Origin of the sequence: Pseudomonas sp. Irchel 3A7, assembly GCF_900187565.1 — a bacterium.
In the GTDB taxonomy this organism is placed as follows: domain Bacteria; phylum Pseudomonadota; class Gammaproteobacteria; order Pseudomonadales; family Pseudomonadaceae; genus Aquipseudomonas.
The window spans coordinates 112851-134986 of the sequence record NZ_FYED01000009.1; the positions used below are offsets into that span (position 1 = coordinate 112851).

Here is a 22136-nt window from a genome sequence, read left to right on the forward strand (position 1 = left end):
CATGGCCATAACGCCGCTGGATGTGCAGCAGAACGATAAACAGCTCAAGGGTCACTTGCTCGACGGACAACTCGACGGCGCGCTGCACATCAAGGATGGCGGTCGCGCCCAGGCCGATTTGCACTACAGCCAGGGCGCATTGCAAGGCACGACCCTGCTTTATCACCCCAATGGCAAGCTCTCGGCGCAGCTGCCTTTCGTACAGGACAAACTGCAAGGCGTCGCCAGTTTCTACGCCCCCGAAGGCTGGCTGCAACGCAAGGCCTCTTACCGTCGCGGGCTGCTGGATGGCGAGGCCTTCAATTACTTCCCCGACGGCCAACTGGCCGAAGTCGAGCTCTACCGCGATGGTGTTCGCGAGGGGCGTTACCAGCGTTTTCATCCCAATGGCAAACCGGCGGTGGAGGCCCACTATCTCAATGGGCAACTGATCGAGCCGGAACAAGGCTACACCAGCGATGGGCGGCCGCTGGATGTCCAGGGCAAGCCGATCTCAAGGGTGCGCTGGTGGTTTCGGCGCTGGAACGAGCCGGCCGAGACCTGAATGTGTTGCTGTGACTGTACCGACCTCTTCGCGAGCAGGCTCGCTCCCACATAGGATTTATGAACGACGCAGATCAAATGTGGGAGACCTGAATGTGTTGTGGCGAATGTTCGGGCCTGCTCGCGAAGAGGTCGGCACGATCAACATTTTCGGTGAATGCTGTACCTGCAAAAAATCAAGGAATGAGCATCTGCATCTGCCCCGGCATGACGATTTTGATCACCCCGGCCCAGTTGCACATCAAGGTGCTGTTGGCATCCAGCGCCGGCATGCTGCCCAGCAGCACGGTCGGCGCCCCCCCGGGAATCCATGGCGTAGCGGTGGCCGGGATGCATGGCATCGGCGTCAGCACCCCGAGTGCCGCGGCAGTCGCAGCGGCGACCGTCGGGTTGGCCAGGCTCGTACACATGCCGAACGTCGTGACATTCACCAGCGGAATGTGATCCATGATGTTCGCCGCCGGCAGCCCGCCTGTCAGCGTGCGGTTCACCGGCAGCACATTGAGCACCGCCGGCGCGGCGCCGAAGCTGCATTGCAGGGTGGCGCTGGCGCACACTTGCGGACAGCCCATTTCACACCTCCTTCCTGGAAACCATCAGCCCCTTTCAACCATAGCCCCCGAGACCGTTTCTCACACATCAGGAACGCTGATTATCCGGCAACACGCTAACCTATAAGACCGTGTCGCACTTGTGGCGCTCAAGGCACACCATTAGATTAGCCAATGATGTCTGGCATCCAAAATAAGCAGAAGGGATAAGCATGGCGCTTACTGACCAGTCCACCCGTATCCGCTCCGGCGAAGAACTCGATGCCAGCCTGATCGATCCATACCTCAAGGCGCACATTCCGGGCCTCAGCGGCTTGCCGCAGATCAGCCAGTTTCCGGGCGGCGCGTCCAACCTCACCTATTTGCTCGAATACCCCGAACAGGAGTTCGTCCTGCGTCGGCCGCCGTTCGGCCACAAGGCCAAATCCGCCCATGACATGGGGCGTGAATTCCGTATCCTCAATCAACTGCGCGACGGCTTTCCGTATTGCCCGAAAGCCTATGTGCATTGCACCGATGAATCGGTGATCGGCGCCGAGTTCTACGTGATGGAGCGACTCAAGGGCATCATCCTGCGTTCCGAACTGCCCCCGGAACTGGGCCTCGATTCAGCGAAAACCGAAGCGCTGTGCAAGAGTTTCATCGACAAGTTCGTCGAGCTGCACCGGGTCGACTACAACGCCTATGGCCTGGGCGACCTGGGCAAGCCCGAAGGCTACGTGGCACGACAGATCAAAGGCTGGAGCGATCGCTACGAGAAGGCCCTGACCCCCGATGCGCCGCAGTGGGAAGCGGTGAAAGCCTGGCTCAACGACAAGATGCCGGCCGATCACCCGACCTCCAGCATCGTGCACAACGACTACCGCTTCGACAACGTGATCCTCGACCCGAACAACCCGATGCAGATCATCGGTGTGCTCGACTGGGAACTGACCACCCTCGGCGACCCGCTGATGGACCTGGGCAACACCCTCGCCTACTGGATCGAAGCCGGGGACCCGGCGCCGGTGCAACTGATGCGCCGCCAGCCAAGCCACGCACCGGGCATGTTGACCCGTCGCGAGTTCGTCGATTACTACGCCCAGCGCTCCGGCATCCAGATCGACAATTTCGACTTCTACTACACCTACGGCCTGTTCCGCCTGGCCGGCATCGTGCAGCAGATCTACTACCGCTTCTACCATGGCCAGACCCAGGACAAACGCTTCGCGCAGTTCATTCACATGAACAAACTGCTGGAACAGATGAGCCTGCAAGTCATCCAGAAGTCCGATCTCTGATTACGCCCCTGGCTCCATAACAAGACTTTTCATAAGGGAACCCCATGTCCAAGACTCAGTTGTTCGACCTCGACGGCAAGATCGCTTTCGTCTCCGGCGCCAGCCGCGGCATCGGTGAAGCCATCGCCAAACTGCTGGCGCAGCAAGGTGCCCATGTGATCGTTTCGAGCCGCAAGCTCGACGGCTGCCAGCACGTGGCCGATGCAATCATCGCCGCGGGTGGCAAAGCCACGGCCATCGCCTGTCATATCGGTGAAATGGAGCAGATCAGCCAGGTCTTCGCCGGCATCAAGGAACAGTTCGGGCGCCTGGACATCCTGGTCAACAACGCGGCGACCAATCCGCAGTTCTGCAACGTGCTGGATACCGACCTGAGTGCGTTCCAGAAGACTGTCGACGTGAACATTCGCGGCTACTTCTTCATGTCGGTGGAAGCCGGCAAGCTGATGCGCGAGAACGGCGGTGGCAGCATCATCAACGTCGCGTCGATCAACGGCGTCTCGCCGGGTGTGTTCCAGGGCATCTATTCGGTGACCAAGGCCGCCGTGATCAACATGACCAAGGTGTTCGCCAAGGAATGCGCGCAGTTCGGCATCCGCTGCAACGCCCTGCTGCCGGGCCTGACCGACACCAAATTCGCTTCGGCACTGGTCAAGAACGAGGCCATCCTGAACACCGCGCTGCAGCAGATTCCGCTCAAGCGCGTGGCGGATCCAAGCGAAATGGCCGGTGCGGTGCTTTACCTGGCCAGCGATGCGTCGAGCTACACCACCGGCGTTTCGCTGAACGTCGATGGCGGCTTCCTGTCCTGATCCACGACAGCACTGGCCACAAATAACTTGTGGCGAGGGAGCTTGCTCCCGCTGGACTGTGCAGCAGTCCCTCTTTTTCGGGGCAGCTTCGCAGCCCAACGGGACGGTGCGGCGATCCGACAAGCTCCCTCGCCACAGGGTGAGTTAGCCTATTGCGTGACACACCGGGTCACGGTGGTCTCGCGCGTCACCTGCCCTTCGGCCCGCATATCACCCATTACCTGGGTGCTATCGGAAGCCTGACAAGTCGTTTCAGGCGGTGGGGGTGGCGCGGCGGGAGGAGGTGGCGGCGGACTGGAACAGCCACCGAGCATCACGGCGCAGAGCGCAACAGCAGTGAAAACGCGTTTCCCAAGACTTTTCATAGGATGACCCGCGATAAGTGATCGACAAGTTTGTGACAACAAAACACTGCCAAAAAGTTCATGAGTGGGTCACAGAAAAGCCGTTTTTGTGGGTTTTCCAGTCCGGTTTGTAGTCAAAACCGACAAAAACTAGCGCACAGGATCGGGGCGATGCAGGGTATTGCTCTCCAGTTCGTAGCGCAGTTCCTCGATTAGCGTGACCACTGCTTCGTGGGTGTTGAGCACTGACACGTTCAACCCGCTCACCACCAGGTCCACCTGCCCTGATACCGGATGGTAAAGCTTCACGGTCAACGAATGATCACCGGTAATGGTGCATTCGCAGGCCAGAGGAGAAAAGCTGCGTTCCAGTTGCAGCCGCAGTTGCGCCAGATGAATCATTGCAATCGACCCTCGTGGCAAGGGACGGCAAACGTGATGGATATGGAGTACATGGCTGATCCTTGAGCGGCTTCGTAAATCGCGCGCGGAAGACCCATGGATCCCCGTTCGCACGCTCTCAGCCTAAGAGCCGCCGCCCCCTGCCAAAACGTCCATTTGCACTATGACACCTGGTGCATTTGCACCTTAGCGCTGCCCCCTGGATCGCCCTGTCCCGGCGAACAACCCACGATCGCGCGCCCAGACGATCGCCTCGCTGCGACTGTGCACATCGAGCTTGGAATAGACCGTCGCCACATGATTGCGCACCGTGTTCGGCGCAAGCTTGAGTCGCGCGGCGATTTCCTTGTCGGCCAGCCCCTCGCAGATCAGCTCCAGCACCTCACGCTCGCGAACGGTCAGGTCGGTGAAGGACACACTGGGCAGTTGCGGCGAGTCGACATTCTTCACGTTGGCCAGTTTTTCGATCAGGGTGCGACTGAACCACGACGCGTCTTTCATCACTTCTTCGATAGCCGCCACCAACTCCAGCTCCGTGCGTTTGCGTTCGGTGATGTCCATCAACACCAGCAAATAGCAAGGATTGTCCTGAATGTTGACGGTATCCGCCGACACGGCGCAATCAATCACCTCGGCGTTTTTTTTACGCACGCGAACATCAATGCGATCCAGGCTTGCGGTTTTTTCCAGTGCCGTGACCAGCCTTGCCCTCGCCCCCTTGTCATGGATGAAGTCGATCTCGGCGATGGTCTTGCCCTGCACCTCTTCGCGGGGATACGCGAGGGTCTCGAGAAAAGCCTCATTCACATCCAGCACCACCTGATCATCGGCGCTGCAAACCAGGATCGGCACCGGTGTCAGGCGGAACGCCTTGGCAAAACGCTCTTCGCTCTGACGCAGGGCGACTTCGGCCTTGCGCCGGGGCTCCATGTCGACGAAGGAGAACAGCATGCAGGGTTCGTCGTTGAGCTCCAGGGGTTGGCCGGCGACGATCACTTGCTTGTTGCCGCCATCCGCCATACGCAGTTCGGCCTGCATCTGCGGGATGGTCGCGCCTTCGCGCAAGCGCTGCTTGGCCAGGTCTTTGTTTTCAGCCTGATCCAGCACGTCCAGCTCGTACGTCGAGCTGCCGATCACCTGATCCCGTGCTAAACCGGTCATTTCGAGAAAACCGGGATTGACCTTGATGTAGCGCAGATCGCTGAGCCGGCAGATCACTGCCGGTGCGGGGTTGGCGGCGAAGGTTTTTTCGAAGCGCTGCTCGGCGCTGGCCCAGTCGGTGACATCGTCCATGATCAGCACCAGCGACTCCGGCTCACCGTGGCAGTCGGTCACCACCAGACTGCGCACGCGGTGGACCCAGGTGCGTTCTTCGTCATGGGCCGGGGTCAGCTCGACCAGCACATCGCTGAAGGTCTCGCCACGCGCGACGCGATGAATCGGGTAGTTATCCGCCGGCACCGGATGATGGTTGCGATAGCGCAAGGCGAAACGCCGGACATAGTCCTCGGCATCGGCCCCCAGCTCGCCAATCCGCGCCACACCATGCATGGCCAGCGCGGCGTCATTGGCCCAGACAATCGTCTGATCCAGTTCCAGCAGAATCACCCCGTCGGACAGCCCGGTGATGATCTGCTGCAACTGGCGGCGACTGGTTTCAGTGGTCAGGACGTCCTGGCTCATTGGCGCTCCACACATGCGATTATCCCTGTGAAGAGTACGACCGCCAGGGTCTGCGATAGTGCGAAGAACTTGTGGGAGCGAGCCTGCTCGCGAAAGCGGTGTGTCAGCCAACATCCACGTTGAAGGTTAAACCGCCTTCGCGAGCAGGCTCGCTCCCACAGGCAGACTAGGGCAATCCTTATGCCGCCAATTGCCCCTTCGCAATCGCTGCCGAAGCCGCCAGCATCGCCCGCAACAACACCGCGCACCCCGCCGCCAGGTCATCCGGTGCGGCGTTTTCGATTTCGTTGTGGCTGATGCCGCCTTCGCACGGCACGAAGATCATTCCGGCCGGGCCGAGCTCGGCGAGGAAGATCGCGTCGTGTCCCGCGCCACTGACGATGTCCATGTGCGGCAGGCCCAGCCCTTGCGCGGCACCGCGTACCGCTTCGACGCAGCCCTTGTCGAAGTACAGCGGCGGGAAGTCGGCGGTGGGTGTCAGCTCGTAGGTCAGGCCGTGTTCTTCGCAAGTGGTTTCGATGACTTCGCGGACCTCGGCGATCATCGAGTCCAGCCGTGCCGGTTCCAGATGGCGGAAGTCCAGGGTCATGCGCACTTCCCCGGGGATGACGTTGCGGGAACCGGGATAGGCTTGCAGGCAACCGACGGTGCCGCAGGCGTGGGGCTGATGGCCGAGTGCGGCGCGGTTGACGGCGCCTACGATCACCGCGGCGCCAACCAGTGCATCCTTGCGCAGATGCATCGGGGTCGGGCCGGCATGGGCTTCGACGCCGCGCAGTTTCAGGTCGAACCATTTCTGCCCGAGGGCACCCATGACGACGCCAATGGTTTTGCGTTCGTCCTCGAGAATAGGCCCTTGCTCGATGTGCGCTTCGAAATAGGCGCCCACCGCATGACCGCTGACCGCGCGCGGCCCCGCATAGCCGATGGCGTTCAGCGCTTCACCGACGGTCACGCCCTCGGCATCGACCTTGGCCAGGGTTTCTTCCAGGGTGAATTTTTCCGCGAATACGCCGGAGCCCATCATGCACGGGGCGAAGCGCGAGCCTTCTTCGTTGGTCCACACCACCACTTCCAGCGGCGCTTCGGTTTCGATGCCCAGGTCATTGAGGGTGCGCAGCACTTCGACGCCGGCCAGCACGCCGAAGCAGCCATCGAACTTGCCGCCGGTGGGTTGGGTGTCGATGTGGCTGCCGGTCATCACCGGCGGCAGATCCGGATTGCGCCCTGGACGACGGGCGAAGATATTGCCCACGGCGTCGATACTGACGGTGCAGCCGGCTTCCTCACACCACGTCACGAACGTATCACGGGCCTGGCGGTCGAGATCAGTCAGGGCCAGGCGACAGACACCGCCCTTGACCGTCGCGCCGAGCTTGGCCAGCTCCATGAGCGACTGCCACAAGCGGTCGCGGTTGATGTGCTGATGGCTGGATTGCAGAACGTCTACGGCTGCGTTCATGGGGATCTCCTCAGGCTGTTCTTATGTGTTTCTTCAGGCAATTCGTTGGTGTTCTTCAGGCCCTCATCGCTGGCAAGCCAGCTCCCACAGGTTTTCTGAACACCCGAGAACCCTGTGGGAGCTGGCTTGCCAGCGATGGGGCCGGCCGTCACACCGCAGATTTCGCCACGGATGGACTGGGCCGCATCACGCACAACCCGTAGTAAATCAACCCGCCAAGGGCCGAGCCGGTGAACCAGCCATAGCTGTAGAACCAGCTGAATGCATCGCTGCCGAGCGACAACAGCGTCAGTACCATCGGCACACCGAACGCGAGAAAGCCGTTCCAGTTCCACGCCGGATACACGTCATCACGATAGAGTCCGGCAAGGTCCAGCTGCTGTTTCTTGATCAGGAAATAGTCCACCACCATGATCCCGGCAATCGGCCCCAGCAGGCTCGAATAGCCGAGCAACCAGTTGGAATAGACGGTTTCCAGGCTGATGTCCGAGACGATCAGCCCGAGCTTCTTCAGCAGTTCATGCCCCATCAGCGCCAGGCCGACGAAGCCGGTGAGCATCACCGCTTTGGTCCGGTTGATCGCCTTGGGCGCAATGTTCTGGAAGTCGTTGGTCGGCGACACGATGTTGGCCGCGGTGTTGGTGGACAGCGTGGCGATGATGATCAACGCCATGGCCAACGCGACCCAGACCGGGCTCTGGATATGGCCGATCAGGGTCACCGGATCGGACACGGTCACGCCCACCAGTTTTACCGAGGCGGCGGTCATCACCACGCCCAGCGCGGCGAACAGGAACATGGTCAGCGGCAAGCCGATGATCTGCCCGACAATCTGGTCCTGCTGGCTTTTCGCGTAGCGGCTGAAGTCCGGGATGTTCAGCGACAGCGTGGCCCAGAAGCCGACCATCGCGGTCAGCCCGGCGGCGAAGTAACTGACCACACTGGCCCCTTCCGGGCGCTTGGGAGGAATCGCCAGCAATTCGGTCATCGACACGTTGGGCATCGCCCACACCAGCAACCCCACACCCACCGCCACCAGCAACGGCGCGGACAGGGTTTCCAGCCATTTGATCGACTCGGCGCCGCGGATCACCACCCACAGGTTCAGTGCCCAAAACATCATGAAGCCCAGGACTTCACCGGTGCCACCCAGGGATTTCCAGCCCTCGAACACCGACCCCAGAAACAGGTGGATGGCCAGGCCGCCGAACATCGTCTGGATGCCGAACCAGCCGCACGCCACCAGGGCGCGGATCAGGCACGGGATGTTGGAACCGAGGATGCCGAACGACGAACGCAGCAACACCGGGAACGGAATGCCGTACTTGGTGCCGGGAAAGGCGTTCAAGGTAAGGGGAATCAATACGATGATATTGGCGAAGAGGATCGCCAGCAGCGCTTCGCCGACGCTCAGGCCAAAATAGGCCGTCAGTACGCCGCCGAGGGTATAGGTCGGCACACAAATCGACATGCCGACCCACAACGCGGTGATGTGCCATTTGTTCCAGGTTCGTTCGCGCACCTTGGTCGGTGCCATGTCGTGGTTGTAACGGGGACTGTCGAGGACATCGCTGCCGGCTTCCAGCTCGAACAAGCCGTCGCGCTCGGTCACTTGCGATCTGATCTGTTGCATGGCCGCTCCACTGTTCTTTGAATTATTTTTTGCTCATCAGGGGCTGGCGGCATCAATAAGCATGCCGGGTACCCCGTTTGTGCATCGGGCAGTTCCATAAACATTTACTAAGCAACTGATGTTTATCAGTTTTATTTGTACAACCATTGAATCCTCGGCGAGTTGCCATGCCACTCAGGCCGAATGCCAGGCAAGTTGTCCGAACAGTCAGGACTCAATCTGGTGCGTCGATCTTTTTTTCAATGTCGCGCATCAACCATAGACCATGCTCAAACAGCTGATTTCACATAGAAAATCTTGACCATATTTCGAACCTGTCAAGTGCGTCAAAATGGTGAGCACCCTCACCATTTTGGTGATTTTCAGTTTAATACGTTATTAATCAATACGTTAAAACAGATATAAGCTTATAAAAAATATTCTTGCTGATTCCCATAACAGCAGCTAGCGTTTATTCCTGACAGCGCTGACAGGAATACACCTGTTTACGATGGCCACCTATAAAAACATCTAGAACCGGCATCAGTCGGTCATGCCTGCGAGGAATCCGGAATGTCTCTGTTGATTCGTGGCGCCACCGTTATTACCCATGATGAAAGTTATCGCGCCGATGTGTATTGCGCAGACGGCTTGATCAAGGCCATCGGCGAAGACCTCGACATACCCGCTGGTGCCGAAGTGCTCGACGGCAGCGGCCAATACCTGATGCCCGGTGGCATCGACCCTCATACCCATATGCAACTGCCCTTCATGGGCACCGTGGCCAGCGAAGACTTTTTCAGCGGCACGGCGGCGGGTCTGGCCGGTGGCACCACCTCGATCATCGACTTCGTGATTCCCAACCCGCAGCAATCCCTGATGGAAGCCTTCCATCAATGGCGCGGCTGGGCCGAGAAATCCGCTTCCGATTACGGCTTCCACGTCGCCATCACCTGGTGGAGCGAGCAGGTCCGCGAGGAAATGGCCGAGCTGGTGATCCATCATGGCGTCAACAGCTTCAAGCACTTCATGGCTTACAAAAACGCGATCATGGCGGCCGACGACACCCTGGTGGCGAGTTTCGAGCGCTGCCTGGAACTGGGTGCGGTGCCCACCGTGCATGCGGAAAATGGCGAGCTGGTCTATCACCTGCAACGCAAACTGATGGCCCAGGGCATGACCGGGCCGGAAGCGCATCCGCTGTCACGCCCTTCCCAGGTCGAAGGCGAAGCCGCGAGCCGGGCGATCCGCATCGCCGAAACCCTGGGCACGCCGCTCTACCTGGTGCATGTCTCGACCAAGGAAGCCCTCGACGAAATTACCTACGCCCGCGCCAAGGGCCAACCGGTCTACGGCGAAGTGCTGGCCGGGCATTTGCTGCTGGACGACAGCGTCTATCAACACCCGGACTGGCAGACCGCCGCCGGTTACGTGATGAGCCCGCCCTTCCGCCCGCGCGGCCACCAGGACGCACTGTGGCATGGCCTGCAAGCCGGCAATCTGCACACCACCGCCACCGATCATTGCTGCTTCTGCGCCGAGCAGAAAGCCGCCGGCAAGGACGATTTCAGCAAGATCCCCAATGGCACGGCCGGCATCGAAGACCGCATGGCCGTGCTCTGGGATGAAGGGGTGAACACCGGGCGCCTGTCGATGCAGCACTTCGTCGCCCTCACCTCGACCAACACCGCGAAGATCTTCAACCTTTACCCACGCAAAGGCGCGATCCGCGTGGGCGCCGACGCCGACCTGGTGCTGTGGGACCCGCAAGGCACCCGGACGATTTCGGCCAAGACCCATCACCAGCAGGTCGACTTCAACATCTTCGAAGGCAAGACCGTACGCGGCGTGCCCAGCCACACCATCAGCCAGGGCCGGGTGGTCTGGGCCGATGGCGACCTGCGGGCCGAGCGTGGGGTCGGGCGCTATATCGAACGGCCGGCGTATCCGGCGGTGTTTGACTTGTTGAGCAAGCGGGCTGAGTTGAATCAGCCGGTTGCAGTGAAACGCTGAGATCGAGGCCTTCGGCCTTCGCGAGCAGGCTCGCTCCCACATTGGAATGCATTTCAACTGTGGGAGCGAGCCTGCTCGCGAAGAGGCCGGCCCGGACAACACAAAAAACAATGCCCATGCAGAGGCATAACCTCCATCACCGTGAGGCCAAAAACCGTGATCAAGACCCTGACCCATCTCCCGCACCCCTTCGAGAACGCGGCCGCCCTCGCCGGTCATTTCACCGACCTGGCGCCGCCGCTTAATGACCGACAGGCCCACCTCGAAGCCTCGCGTTGCCTGTACTGCTACGACGCACCGTGCGTCAATGCCTGCCCGAGCGAGATCGATATTCCCTCGTTCATCCGCAACATCCACCAGGACAACGTCCAGGGCGCGGCGCAGAAAATCCTTTCGGCCAACATCCTCGGTGGCAGTTGTGCCCGGGTCTGCCCCACAGAGATCCTCTGTCAGCAAGCCTGTGTGCGCAACAACGCCCATGAGTGCGCGCCGGTACTGATCGGTCTGCTGCAACGCTACGCCGTGGACAACGCGCATTTCAGCCAGCACCCGTTCTCCCGTGCCGCCGCCACCGGCAAGCGCATTGCCGTGGTGGGTGCCGGTCCGGCCGGGCTGTCCTGCGCCCATCGCAGTGCCATGCACGGCCATGACGTGGTGATTTTCGAGGCTCGGGAAAAGGCCGGCGGCCTCAATGAATACGGGATCGCCAAATACAAACTGGTGGACGATTACGCGCAGAAGGAGCTGGAGTTCCTGATGGACATCGGCGGCATCGAAATCCGCCATGGGCAAAAACTCGGGGACAACCTGAGCCTCAGCGATCTACATCAGCAATTCGATGCGGTGTTCCTCGGCCTCGGCCTGGCGGCCAGCAAACAGCTGGGCCTACCCCATGAAGACGCGCCCGGTCTGGTGGCCGCCACCGATTACATCCGCGAACTGCGCCAGGCCGAAGACCTGACCGAACTGCCTCTGGCTGATCACTGCATCGTGCTCGGCGCCGGCAACACCGCCATCGACATGGCGGTACAAATGGCTCGCCTGGGTGCCCACGATGTCAATCTGGTGTACCGCCGTGGCGTCGAAGACATGGGCGCGACCCATCACGAACAGGACATCGCCAAGGCCAATCAGGTGCGCCTGTTGACCTGGGCACAACCGGAACACGTGTTGCTCGATGACCAGGGTCAGGTACGCGGCATGCGCTTCGCTCGCACACATCTGGTTGAAGGTCGCCTGCAAACCACCGGCGAAACCTTCGAGCTGGCCGCCGACGCGATCTTCAAGGCCATCGGCCAGACCTTCGATGACAGCGCCCTCGCCGACCCGCTGGCCCGCGAGCTCAAGCGCCAGGGCGATCGCATCCTGGTGGACGAACAGCTGCAAACCAGTATCCCCGGCGTGTATGCCGGCGGCGACTGCACCAGCCTCGACCAGGACCTCACCGTGCAAGCGGTGCAACACGGCAAACGGGCCGCCGAGGCCATTCATGCTCACCTGATGCTCAACGTGGAGGCTGCGTAAATGGCCGATCTGTCGATTGTCTTCGCCGGCATCAAGTCCCCCAACCCGTTCTGGCTGGCCTCCGCGCCCCCGACCGACAAGGCCTACAACGTGGTCCGCGCCTTCGAGGCCGGCTGGGGTGGCGTGGTCTGGAAAACATTGGGGGAGGATCCCGCGGCGGTGAACGTGTCGTCGCGCTATTCCGCGCACTTCGGAGCCAACAGAGAGGTTCTCGGCTTTAACAACATCGAGCTGATCACCGACCGCTCACTGGAGATCAACCTGCGGGAAATCACCCAGGTCAAAAAGGACTGGCCGGACCGTGCGTTGATCGTGTCGTTGATGGTGCCCTGCGTCGAAGAGTCCTGGAAACACATTCTGCCGCTGGTGGAAGCCACCGGTGCCGACGGCATCGAACTGAACTTCGGTTGCCCCCACGGCATGCCGGAACGCGGCATGGGCGCGGCGGTCGGGCAGGTGCCGGAGTACGTCGAGCAAGTCACCCGCTGGTGCAAGACGTATTGCTCGCTGCCGGTGATCGTCAAGCTGACGCCGAACATCACCGACATCCGCGTCGCCGCCCGCGCAGCACACCGTGGCGGCGCCGATGCGGTGTCGCTGATCAACACCATCAACTCGATCACCAGCGTCAACCTGGAGCGCATGGTGGCCAATCCGATGGTCGGCAGTCAGAGCACCCATGGCGGCTATTGCGGTTCGGCGGTCAAGCCGATTGCCCTGAACATGGTCGCCGAAATCGCCCGCGACCCTCAGACCCAGGGGCTGCCCATCAGCGGCATCGGCGGCATCGGCAACTGGCGCGACGCGGCAGAGTTCATCGCCCTGGGCAGTGGCTCGGTGCAGGTGTGCACGGCGGCGATGCTGCATGGCTTCAGGATTGTCGAGGAGATGAAGGACGGCCTGTCGCGCTGGATGGACAGTCAGGGCTACGCCAACATTTCAGCGTTTTCCGGGCGGGCGGTCGCCAATACCACGGACTGGAAGTACCTGGACATCAACTATCAGGTGATCGCGAAGATTGACCAGGAGGCGTGCATCGGTTGCGGCCGCTGCCACATCGCCTGCGAAGACACCTCGCACCAGGCCGTGGCCAGCGTGAAAAAGGCCGATGGCACCCACGCCTATGAAGTGATTGATGAAGAGTGTGTCGGCTGCAACCTGTGCCAGATCACCTGCCCGGTGCAGGACTGCATCGAAATGGTCCCGGTGGACACCGGCAAGCCGTTTCTGGACTGGAATCATGATCCGCGCAATCCCTACCATGTCGCGGTCTGAGTTCAGCGGAGTCTGATCGGGCGCTTTCGCGAGCAGGCTCGCTCCCACATTGGAATGCATTTCAACTGTGGGAGCGAGCCTGCTCGCGAAGAGGTCGGTCGCTACACCGACAGTCTGAAGGCTCCAATCCAATCCCCTGCAAAATCACACACCGCACCCGTTACTCCACTTATTCGCCCCACTCCAAACCACACCCACCTATCAGTTCTGCTAGTAGACACCACTCGAAATATCTTCAAAGCTGACACGCATCCAGTTCACCATCGAGAACCTCGTAATGTCGGTTTCATCAATGAAGATTTTGCGCCGGTATTTATACGATCCACTGGACCGGCTCACAGGTATAGGCCTACTGGCGGCCGACAGCACGCAGCGCTTTTACCAAGAGGGCCACCTGATCACCGAACTGGGACAACAGACACAACGGACAATCTTCCGCCATCAAGCCCAGCCGTTGGCGCAGAGGCAAAGTGAAGCGGGTGTTAGCGAAACCACGCTGATGGGGAGCGACCAAGCGCATTCACTGCTGCAAACGGTCTCGGCCAATAATTCGCAGCAATTTGCCTATACCGCCTACGGCCATCACCCCGCAGAGAGCGGATTAAGTCGCTTGCTCGGATTTAACGGTGAGTGCCCTGACGATATAACGGGAAACTACCCACTTGGACAGGGTAATCGTTTCTATAATCCTGTACTTATGCGATTTATGACCCCGGATGAGTTTAGCCCTTTTGATGCCGGGGGGAATTAATGCATATGCGTATTGTGGAAACGACCCGGTCAATCATTACGATCCAACCGGCAATTATAAATTTTTCCGTCCCTGGATTACCTCCAGCCCAGTTAGTGCAACCGCAAACAATCTACCATCAACCAGTACAACCCGTCTTAATACAACTCGGCGAACGGCTGGTAGCATCCAATCACGAAACCGAACACTGAGCAGTTTGCAGGATAATACAATCAACAAAACACCGAACTCAGTGCCCAGCGCGTCAACATCAAGTTCTCAGTTCGCACAGTTTAATAACTTAAATTCCGCGCCACCTGTTACATCAGCTCAAAACCTCCCTGCTAACAAGCTTCTGACTCCATCCGGTCAATTTAAACGGGAATTAAAAACAGACGCGCAGAGATTTGACGAATACGTCAAAAATCACCCACAAACAAACGTCGAGTACAACCCTCATCTGCAAGCCAAAATCAGCGAACTAAGGAATGAATTAAAAAAAGCAAGTACAGCTGCACCGGCCAGCGACCTCAACCGCATAGTAAGCTCAATAACTTACAAAGAACTCCGACTAAAACGTGATGCTATTCGTAAAATTGAAGGTCGAGCCGGAAAACCCACCATTAATAAATGAAAAGAGCACTTCAGACTACGGCTCCAACCCAATCCCCCGCAAAATCACACTGGTCACCGTCTGTACCGCCCGTTCGAACTGCATGTCCGACAGCGGCTGATGATCATTGAGAATATTCACCTGGTGATCAAAGTCCGCGTAGTGCTGGGTCGAGGCCCAGATCATGTACAGCAGGCTCGAGGGTTCCACCGGCAGGATACGTTTGTCGTCCACCCACTGGCGGATCTTCGCTTCTTTCATCTTGGCCCAGTCGTACAGGCTCGCGTCCAGTGTCTCGCCCAGGGTCGGCGCGCCGTGGATGATTTCGTTGGCCCAGACTTTCGAACCGTAGGGGCGGCTGCGTGAATGGTTCATTTTGGCGCGGATGTAGCTGCTGAGCACCACACGCGGATCGTCGAACATCTCGAAGCACAGCGCGTCCTGTTTCCACACTTCCAGCAGGCCCAACAGCACGGCGCTGTAGAGCTCGGTCTTGGTGCTGAAGTAATAATGCAGATTGGAGCGCGGCAGCTCTACCTCGGCGGCAATGTCGGCCATGGCGGTGCTGCCGAAGCCTTTTTCGGCGAAGACTTTCTCGGCCCCCAGCAGAATTTTCTCGACGTTACTGCGACGAATCTCGATCTTGTGATTGCCCATGAGGGCTCCCTTGCTTCAGCGTTAAACAAGACTAGCATCCGCTCTACCTCGCGGCGACAGGGGGATCGCAAACTACGTTCAACCCGCCACTTCCTGTGGGAGCGAGCCTGCTCGCCAATTGCAATATCACATTCACCCGCCTTGTTGACTGACAGTCCGTCTTCGCGAGCAGGCTCGCTCCCACAACAGTCAAGTCATCGTATAACTTCTGATTGACAACCCTGGAAATCCCCGCAAATAATCGCTTCAATGTTGTACGACGACGTATAACAAATAATAAAAACAAGAAAAATGGAGCCTCACAGTGAGCAAACTCGCCCGCAATCCGTCCGCCCGCAGTCCGCGTCCCTCCTTCGCCCGCCGCCATACCTTGAGCCTGATCGGCTGCGGCAGCCTCGCCTTCGCCCTGCCCATGACCAGCCAGGCCGAAGGTTTCACCGACGATGCCAAGGCCACGCTGAACCTGCGTAACGCCTACTTCAACCGCAACTTCACCAACCCGGCTTACCCCCAGGGCAAGGCCGAAGAGTGGACGCAGAACTTCATCCTCGATGCCAAGTCCGGTTTCACCCCGGGTCCAGTCGGCTTCGGTGTGGATGTGCTGGGGCTCTACTCGCAGAAACTCGATGGCGGCAAGGGCACGGCCGGTACGCAGTTGCTGCCGATCCACGGTGATGGCCGCCCCGCCGACAATTTCGGCCGCCTGGGTGTGGCGCTCAAGGGCAAGATTTCGAAAACCGAAGTGAAGGTCGGCGAATGGATGCCGGTGCTGCCGATCCTGCGCTCCGACGATGGCCGTTCGTTGCCGCAAACCTTCCGTGGCGGTCAGGTGACCTCCACGGAGATCAGCGGCCTGACGCTCTACGGCGGTCAGTTCCGGCAGAACAGCCCGCGCAACGATGCGAGCATGGAAGACATGTTCATGAACGGTAAAGCGGCGTTCACCTCGGACCGTTTCAACTTCGGTGGCGGCGAATACGCCTTCAACGACAAGCGCACCCAGGTCGGTGTGTGGTACGCCGAACTCAGCGACATCTATCAGCAGCAGTACTTCAACCTCAGCCACAGCCAGCCCCTCGGCGACTGGACCTTCGGCGCCAATCTGGGCTACTTCATCGGCAAGGAAGAAGGCAGCGCCCTGGCCGGCGACCTCGACAACAAGACCGCCTTCGCCCTGCTCTCGGCCAAATACGGCGGCAACACCTTCTATGTCGGCCTGCAGAAACTCAGCGGCGACGATGTCTGGATGCGGGTCAACGGCACCAGCGGTGGCACCCTGGCCAACGACAGCTACAACTCCAGCTACGACAACGCCCGGGAAAAATCCTGGCAAGTGCGCCACGACTACAACTTCGTCGCCCTCGGCATTCCCGGCCTGACCCTGATGAACCGCTACATCAGTGGCGACAACGTGCACACCGGCACCATTACCGATGGCAAGGAATGGGGCCGCGAGTCGGAACTGGCCTACACGGTGCAGAGCGGCCCGTTGAAAAGTCTCAACGTCAAATGGCGCAACGCAAGCATCCGCAAGGACTTCAGCACCAACGAATTCGATGAGAACCGGTTGTTCATCAGTTATCCGATTTCGTTGTTATAAAACGACTGGCTGACTCACACATCATCTGTGGCGAGGGAGCTTGCTCCCGCAGGAGTGCGTAGCGCTCCCAAGGCATTTAACGCGAGGAACCTCGGTGTCGAGTTGGGGCTGCTTTGCAGCCCAGCGGGAGCAAGCTCCCTCGCCACAGGATCAATAGGACCAGAATACCCCTCGTCAATTTCCACCAAAGTCGCGTTGACAAGAACCGGAAACCCTTACGATACTCGAATTAGTCGTACGACAACCTACAACGAATCCAATAACAACAACCGCGTGTTCAGGGACTCCCATGACGACCACTTCAACCGCCCGCGCCCCCTTCAATCGTCTGCTCCTGACCGGCGCTGCCGGTGGCCTGGGCAAAGTCTTGCGCGAAAGCCTGCGCCCCTATGCCAATGTCATTCGCCTGTCGGACATCGCCGACATCGCCCCGGCCATCGATGACCGTGAAGAAGTCGTACCCTGCGACCTCGCCGACAAGCAGGCCGTGCATCAACTGGTCGAAGGCGTGGACGCGATCCTGCATTTCGGCGGCGTCTCCACCGAGCATTCGTTCGAAGACATTCTCGGTGCCAACATCTGCGGCGTGTTTCACATCTACGAAGCCGCGCGCCGGCACGGCGTGAAACGGGTGATCTTCGCCAGCTCCAACCATGTCATCGGTTTCTACAAACAAGATGAAGTCATCGATGCCCACTCCCCTCGCCGTCCCGACGGCTACTACGGCCTGTCCAAGTCCTACGGCGAAGACATGGCAACCTTCTACTTCGATCGCTATGGCATCGAAACCGTCAGCGTGCGGATTGGCTCGTCGTTCCCGGAACCGCAAAACCGCCGGATGATGAGTACCTGGCTGAGCTTCGCCGACCTCACCCAATTGCTCGAACGCGCGCTGTACACACCGGATGTCGGCCACACTGTGATCTACGGCATGTCCGACAACAAGGACGTCTGGTGGGACAACCATTTCGCCACGCGCCTGGGATATGTCCCGAAGGACAGCTCCGAAGTGTTCCGCGAAAAAGTCGAAGCCCAGCCGCTGCCGGCCGCCGATGATCCGGCCCGGGTCTACCAGGGTGGCGCCTTCTGCGCAGCCGGCCCGTTCGACGATTGAATCCACCCGCGCCTGCCACCTGATCCCAACAACAAAAACCCAAGGGAATGAGTTGCCATGCAAGCCGAATTGATTGTCGATGCCCGCAATGCGGTCGGTGAAAGCCCGGTCTGGGTCTCGGAGGAAAACGCCCTGTACTGGGTCGATATTCCTGCCGGGGGGTTGCAACGCTGGAGCGCCGACACCGGTCATGTCGACGCCTGGAAAGCCGCGGAAATGCTCGCGTGCATTACTCGTCATCCCGACGGTGGCTGGGTCGCCGGCATGGAGAGCGGGTTCTTCCATCTGCACGCACATAACGATGGCAGTCTCGACAGCGAGCCACTGGCCTTCGTCGATCATCCCCGCCCGGACATGCGCCTCAACGATGGTCGCTGTGACCGTCAGGGGCGTTTCTGGGCCGCCAGCATGGTGCTGAACATGGCCGCCAATGCCGCCGACGGCCGGCTCTATCGCTACAGCGCCGGGCAACGCGGGCCGCTGACGGCACATCTGGACGGTTTCATCGTGCCCAACGGCCTGGCCTTCAGCCCGGACGGACGCACGATGTACCTGTCCGATTCCCATCCATCGGTCCAGCAGATCTGGGCCTTCGACTACGACATCGACAGCGGCACCCCGACCCGTCGCCGGGTCTTTGTCGACATGAACCTGTTCGCCGGCCGCCCCGACGGCGCGGCCGTGGACGCCGAAGGCTGCTACTGGATCTGCGCCAACGACGCCGGGCTGATTCACCGCTTCACCCCTGACGGTCGCCTCGACCGCTCCCTTGCCGTACCCGTGAAAAAACCGACCATGTGCGCCTTCGGAGGCAGTCGACTGGACACGCTGTTCGTGACCTCGATTCGCCCCGGTGACGACCATGATCGGCAGTCACTCGCCGGTGGGGTGTTCGCCCTCGACCCCGGCGTGAAAGGTCTGCCGGAACCGTTGTTCAACGATTCGCCGGCACTGTTGGATCAATAGCCTCCACCGCTTCTGCTGCACCGCTGCGCCTTTGAATACAAAAATAACAAGACTGGAGAAATGCCCATGGACTTCAAACGCACCTTGCTCGCCGCTGCAATTCCTTTCGCTTTCACCTTCGGCAGCGTCGCCCAGGCGCTGGAAATCAAATTCGCCGACATCCATCCCGCGGGTTATCCGACCGTGGTCGCCGAAGAGCAACTGGGCAAGACCCTGGTGGCTGACAGCGGTGGCAAACTGACGTTCAAGATGTTCGCCGGCGGTGTACTCGGCTCGGAAAAGGAAGTGATCGAACAGGCTCAGGTCGGCGCGATCCAGATGGCCCGGGTCAGCCTCGGCATCGTCGGCCCGGTGGTGCCGGACGTGAACGTGTTCAACATGCCGTTCGTGTTCCGCGACCAGGCACACATGCGCAAAGTCATCGACGGTGAAGTCGGCGACGAGATCCTCGACAAGATCACCCATTCCGAATTCAACCTGGTCGCCCTGGCCTGGATGGATGGCGGCACGCGCAACATCTACACCAAGAAACCGGTGCGCAGCCTCGAAGACCTCAAGGGCATGAAGATCCGCGTGCAAGGCAACCCGATGTTCATCGACACCATCAACGCCATGGGCGGCAACGGGATCGCCATGGACACCGGGGAAATCTTCAGCGCCCTGCAGACCGGGGTGATCGATGGCGCGGAAAACAACCCGCCGACCCTGCTCGAACACAACCACTACCAGAACGCCAAGTTCTACAGCCTGACCGGCCACCTGATCCTGCCCGAGCCCATCGTGATGTCGAAAATCACCTGGGAAAAACTCACCCCCGAACAGCAAGTGCTGGTGAAGAAAACCGCCAAGGCCGCGCAAGCCCACGAACGCACCCTGTGGGACGCCAAGTCCGCCAGCAGCGAAGAGAAACTCAAGGCCGCCGGCGTCGAGTTCATCACCGTCGACAAGAAGCCTTTCTACGACGCAACCGCCTCGATCCGCGAGAAATACGGCGCGCCCTACGCCGATCTGATCAAGCGCATCGAGGCCGTTCAGTAACTCTCCCGCTCCCTTGAAAGGCCCGGCGCGCACGTCTGCACATGGGTAGACGTTCGTGCGCGCCCGGTTACGGTGAAACCCGATGAAGAATCTATTGCTGCGCTTCAACGACCGGCTGTACATGACCTGTATCTGGGTCGCCGGCCTGTCGGTCCTGACCATTTCCCTGATCATTCCCTGGGGCGTGTTCGCCCGCTACGTGCTGGGCACCGGCTCCAGCTGGCCGGAGCCCACCGCGATACTGCTGATGATGGTGTTCACCTTCATCGGTGCCGCCGCCAGTTACCGGGCGGGTGCGCACATGGCGGTGGCCATGCTGACCGATCGCATGTCGCCCGGCATGCGCAAGGGCATGAGCCTCTTCTCGCAACTGCTGATGGCGACCATTTGCGTGTTCATGACCGTATGGGGCACCAAGCTGTGCCTGTCGACCTGGAATCAGTTCATGAGCGCCCTGCCGACCCTGCGCGTGGGCATCACCTACATGCCGATCCCCGTGGGTGGCCTGCTGACCTTGATTTTCGTGCTGGAAAAACTCTTGCTCGGTGACCAGAGCAATCGTCGGGTCGTACGTTTCGACCTGGTTGAAGAAAGCGAAGGGGCTGCCTGAATGGACGCTTTGATTCTGTTGGGCAGCTTTATCGCATTGATCCTGATCGGCATGCCGGTCGCCTACGCCCTGGGGCTTTCGGCCCTGATCGGCGCCTGGTGGATCGACATTCCGTTCCAGGCCCTGATGATCCAGGTCGCCGGGGGCGTAAACAAATTTTCCCTGCTGGCGATTCCGTTCTTCGTCCTGGCCGGCGCGATCATGGCGGAGGGCGGGATGTCCAGACGCCTGGTGGCGTTTGCCGGGGTGCTGGTCGGGTTCGTGCGTGGCGGGTTGTCGCTGGTCAACATCATGGCCTCGACCTTTTTCGGCGCGATCTCCGGCTCTTCGGTGGCCGATACGGCCTCGGTCGGCTCGGTGCTGATCCCGGAAATGGAACGCAAAGGCTATCCCCGGGATTTCGCCACGGCGGTGACCGTCAGCGGTTCGGTACAAGCGCTCCTGACCCCGCCAAGCCACAACTCGGTGCTCTATTCGCTGGCCGCCGGCGGCACAGTGTCGATCGCTTCGCTGTTCATGGCCGGCGTGGTGCCGGGCCTGTTGATGAGCGCCTGCCTGATGGTGCTGTGCCTGATCTTCGCGAAGAAGCGTGACTACCCCAAGGGCGAAGTCATCCCGATGCGCGAAGCCCTGAAAATCTGCGGCGAAGCCATGTGGGGCCTGATGGCCATGGTGATCATTCTCGGCGGCATTCTGTCGGGCATTTTCACCGCGACCGAATCAGCCGCCATTGCGGTGCTGTGGTCGTTCTTCGTAACCATGTTCATCTACCGCGACTACAAGTGGAGCGAACTGCCGAAACTGATGCACCGCACGGTGCGGACGATTTCGATCGTGATGATCCTGATCGGCTTCGCCGCCAGCTTCGGCTACATCATGACCCTGATGCAGATCCCGGCGAAGATCACGACGATGTTCCTGACCCTGTCGGACAACCGTTACGTGATCCTGATGTGCATCAACGTCATGCTGCTGTTGCTCGGCACGGTGATGGACATGGCACCGCTGATCCTGATCCTCACGCCTATCCTGATGCCGGTGATTCTCGGCATTGGCGTCGATCCGGTACAGTTCGGCATGATCATGCTGGTGAACCTGGGCATCGGATTGATAACACCGCCGGTGGGCGCGGTACTTTTTGTGGGGTCGGCCGTGGGTAAAGTCAGTATCGAAACAACCGTGAAGGCGCTGCTGCCATTCTATGGCGTGCTGTTCCTGGTGCTGATGGCCGTGACCTACATTCCGGCACTGTCGCTTTGGTTGCCGCATCTGGTCCTGTAAGAGCCTTTCAACCGCTCCGTGCCTGA

20 protein-coding genes are annotated in these 22136 nt (G+C 59.9%); 14 read left to right on the forward strand and 6 right to left on the reverse strand.

Translation table 11 applies throughout. The features are described from left to right. Position 1: 1 nt before the first annotated feature. Positions 2-544, forward strand: a complete 543-nt coding sequence (locus CKW21_RS16400) for a toxin-antitoxin system YwqK family antitoxin (RefSeq protein WP_095194997.1) — start codon at positions 2-4, stop codon at positions 542-544. Positions 545-719: 175 nt separating this feature from the next. On the opposite strand, the gene CKW21_RS16405 is transcribed toward CKW21_RS16400, so the two are convergent. After that, positions 720-1115: a DUF4280 domain-containing protein gene (locus CKW21_RS16405; RefSeq protein ID WP_095194998.1), complete on the reverse strand. Its 396-nt coding sequence runs from the start codon at positions 1113-1115 to the stop codon at positions 720-722. A 191-nt stretch (positions 1116-1306) separates the two neighbouring features. Here CKW21_RS16405 and CKW21_RS16410 point away from each other — a divergent pair, with 191 nt between their 5' ends. Together CKW21_RS16410 and CKW21_RS16415 are read left to right on the forward strand one after the other, a co-directional pair. Beyond that, on the forward strand, positions 1307-2374 hold the full coding sequence (locus CKW21_RS16410; protein WP_095194999.1) for a phosphotransferase family protein: 1068 nt from the start codon (positions 1307-1309) through the stop codon (positions 2372-2374). A gap of 44 nt (positions 2375-2418) precedes the next feature. After that, positions 2419-3186, forward strand: a complete 768-nt coding sequence (locus tag CKW21_RS16415; RefSeq protein WP_095195000.1) for an SDR family oxidoreductase — start codon at positions 2419-2421, stop codon at positions 3184-3186. Positions 3187-3680: 494 nt separating this feature from the next. Here CKW21_RS16415 and CKW21_RS16420 read toward each other — a convergent pair whose 3' ends face one another. From CKW21_RS16420 to CKW21_RS16435, 4 genes are all read right to left on the reverse strand, one after another. Next, positions 3681-3932 (reverse strand): DUF1652 domain-containing protein, encoded by a 252-nt coding sequence (locus tag CKW21_RS16420; RefSeq protein WP_095195001.1) that lies wholly within the window; start codon positions 3930-3932, stop codon positions 3681-3683. Positions 3933-4118: 186 nt separating this feature from the next. After that, a complete protein-coding gene (locus tag CKW21_RS16425; protein WP_095195002.1) occupies positions 4119-5615 on the reverse strand; it encodes a helix-turn-helix transcriptional regulator in 1497 nt (498 codons plus the stop codon). Between the two features lie 178 nt (positions 5616-5793). Then, positions 5794-7077 carry a Zn-dependent hydrolase gene (locus tag CKW21_RS16430; RefSeq protein WP_095195003.1) on the reverse strand — a complete coding sequence of 428 codons (1284 nt, stop codon included), beginning with the start codon at positions 7075-7077 and terminating at the stop codon, positions 5794-5796. 148 nt (positions 7078-7225) lie between these two features. After that, the gene (locus CKW21_RS16435; protein WP_095195004.1) at positions 7226-8710 is read right to left on the reverse strand and encodes an NCS1 family nucleobase:cation symporter-1; all 1485 of its coding nucleotides are present in this window, start codon (positions 8708-8710) and stop codon (positions 7226-7228) included. Positions 8711-9262: 552 nt separating this feature from the next. Here CKW21_RS16435 and hydA point away from each other — a divergent pair. The 5 genes from hydA to CKW21_RS31825 all read left to right on the forward strand — a co-directional run bounded on the left by hydA (position 9263) and on the right by CKW21_RS31825 (position 14865). Continuing rightward, on the forward strand, positions 9263-10702 hold the full coding sequence (gene hydA, locus CKW21_RS16440) for a dihydropyrimidinase (protein ID WP_095195005.1): 1440 nt from the start codon (positions 9263-9265) through the stop codon (positions 10700-10702). Between the two features lie 156 nt (positions 10703-10858). Beyond that, a complete protein-coding gene (locus CKW21_RS16445; RefSeq protein ID WP_095195006.1) occupies positions 10859-12226 on the forward strand; it encodes an NAD(P)-dependent oxidoreductase in 1368 nt (455 codons plus the stop codon). Continuing rightward, complete coding sequence (gene preA / locus CKW21_RS16450) at positions 12227-13501, forward strand: NAD-dependent dihydropyrimidine dehydrogenase subunit PreA (protein ID WP_095195007.1); 1275 nt, start codon at positions 12227-12229, stop codon at positions 13499-13501. It abuts the gene before it with no gap. Positions 13502-13793: 292 nt separating this feature from the next. After that, positions 13794-14252, forward strand: coding sequence for an RHS repeat-associated core domain-containing protein (locus tag CKW21_RS31820; protein ID WP_256590247.1), 459 nt, complete (start codon positions 13794-13796; stop codon positions 14250-14252). Further along, positions 14218-14865, forward strand: a complete 648-nt coding sequence (locus tag CKW21_RS31825; RefSeq protein WP_256590248.1) for a hypothetical protein — start codon at positions 14218-14220, stop codon at positions 14863-14865. The genes CKW21_RS31820 and CKW21_RS31825 overlap by 35 nt, the downstream gene beginning before the upstream one ends. Before the next feature lie 15 nt (positions 14866-14880). On the opposite strand, the gene CKW21_RS16460 is transcribed toward CKW21_RS31825, so the two are convergent. Continuing rightward, entirely contained in the window at positions 14881-15501 is a 621-nt protein-coding gene (locus tag CKW21_RS16460; protein ID WP_095195009.1) for a TetR/AcrR family transcriptional regulator, read from the reverse strand. Between the two features lie 304 nt (positions 15502-15805). On the opposite strand from CKW21_RS16460, the gene CKW21_RS16465 reads away from it, so the two are divergent. The 6 genes from CKW21_RS16465 to CKW21_RS16490 all read left to right on the forward strand — a co-directional run bounded on the left by CKW21_RS16465 (position 15806) and on the right by CKW21_RS16490 (position 22110). Further along, positions 15806-17101 carry an OprD family porin gene (locus CKW21_RS16465; protein ID WP_095195010.1) on the forward strand — a complete coding sequence of 432 codons (1296 nt, stop codon included), beginning with the start codon at positions 15806-15808 and terminating at the stop codon, positions 17099-17101. A gap of 289 nt (positions 17102-17390) precedes the next feature. Further along, positions 17391-18215 (forward strand): NAD(P)-dependent oxidoreductase, encoded by an 825-nt coding sequence (locus CKW21_RS16470; RefSeq protein ID WP_095195011.1) that lies wholly within the window; start codon positions 17391-17393, stop codon positions 18213-18215. A 57-nt stretch (positions 18216-18272) separates the two neighbouring features. Beyond that, complete coding sequence (locus CKW21_RS16475) at positions 18273-19181, forward strand: SMP-30/gluconolactonase/LRE family protein (RefSeq protein ID WP_095195012.1); 909 nt, start codon at positions 18273-18275, stop codon at positions 19179-19181. Positions 19182-19247: 66 nt separating this feature from the next. Further along, the gene (locus CKW21_RS16480; protein ID WP_095195013.1) at positions 19248-20219 is read left to right on the forward strand and encodes a TRAP transporter substrate-binding protein; all 972 of its coding nucleotides are present in this window, start codon (positions 19248-19250) and stop codon (positions 20217-20219) included. Between the two features lie 82 nt (positions 20220-20301). Then, positions 20302-20829: a TRAP transporter small permease gene (locus tag CKW21_RS16485; RefSeq protein WP_095195014.1), complete on the forward strand. Its 528-nt coding sequence runs from the start codon at positions 20302-20304 to the stop codon at positions 20827-20829. After that, a complete protein-coding gene (locus tag CKW21_RS16490) occupies positions 20830-22110 on the forward strand; it encodes a TRAP transporter large permease (RefSeq protein WP_095195015.1) in 1281 nt (426 codons plus the stop codon). Positions 22111-22136 lie beyond the last annotated feature (26 nt).